Annotated in this window: 1 protein-coding gene; it reads right to left on the minus strand. The window is 63.8% G+C overall.

Going from position 1 to position 1187, the window contains the following annotated elements; all coding sequences use genetic code 11:
• The coding region (locus RIF85_RS13380; RefSeq protein WP_309072392.1) for a beta-galactosidase at window positions 1-1187 on the minus strand (1187 nt) is incomplete at both ends.

Below are 1187 nucleotides of genomic sequence, written 5' to 3' on the forward strand. Positions count from 1 at the left end.
GGCGGAATCGTGACGGGGCGATGTGGGAAGCTGACTTGTCCGTCAGCGAGGGTGATCTCGAACTGGGTGCCTGCGTGGGCAGGCAACGGTTCGAAGGGCCGATGGTTGTTGATGAAGACGAACCCGCTTCTGCCGTCGCTGCGCAGAGCCCAGCGCAGGCCGCCGTCGTCGTCGTTGTCTGGAATGGTGGCGTTCATCGCCGCGAGGCGGGATCCGAAAGCGTCCAGGAACGAGTGCTGATTCCGCAGCCGGTGGAAGCTTTCACGGGTTTGGAGGTGCGCCCCGATGGGAGCCGCGAAGTCGTAGTTGAACTCAGGGAGATCGTTCGGGTAGCCGGTAGCGTGCGACTCCTGTAGCGCGTTCCGGGGGTTCGTGCCGCCCACATACATGTAGTAGCCCTGCCAGGTTGACCCGCTTCCCAGCTTGCACAGCGCCACTGCGGCGATATCGCGGGCGGCTGGTGCAGGACGGCGGTGGTAGGCGGTGGCCATACCTCCACCGAGTTCACAGGTGGCAGCAGGGAAATCGGGGTGCTTGGCGCCGACAACACCGGTCCAGTTCTTGCCTGCGAGGTCCTTGCCGATGCCGGGATCGTCCCACTGGTGGGAGAAGGTGAAGTGGGTCTGAAAGCTTTCGTCCCAGCCCTGGTCGGAGTCCACCCAGAAGCCGTCCGAGTATCCACCGTAGAGCGGGAAGACCTCACCGATCGGAATATCGGCACTCCCCCAGGCGGTCGCCGTCCATAGCGGCGCGTGCAGCCCCGCCTCACGCGCGATGTCCTTCAGGGCGAGGATGTGATCCGGCTGGTCGTACAGTTCGTTCTCGAGCTGGATGCCGATCACCGGTCCGTGGCTCCCGCACAGCTCTGCGACCTCCCTGCCGATGAAGCCGAACCAGGTCCGGACGGCCTCCAAATAAGCGGGATCATTCGTGCGCTCGGCATAGTCGGCGTCGACCACCCAGTCGGGATGACCACCGTTGCGGACCTCACCATGACACCAGGGTCCCAGCCGAAGGATGACCTCCAGCCCTGTCTCCGCGCAGAGTGCCACGAAAGCTGCCAGGTCCAGGTTCCCCTCAAAGCTCGGTTCATCCTCGCCTGGCTGGTGATGAATCCAGAAGATGTAGGTCGCTACAACAGTTACGCCTCCGGCCTTCATGAGCTGCAATGCCTCTGCCCACCGCTC

Origin of the sequence: Arthrobacter sp. (genome assembly GCF_031179385.1) — a bacterium.
Lineage (GTDB): Bacteria > Actinomycetota > Actinomycetes > Actinomycetales > Micrococcaceae > Arthrobacter_D.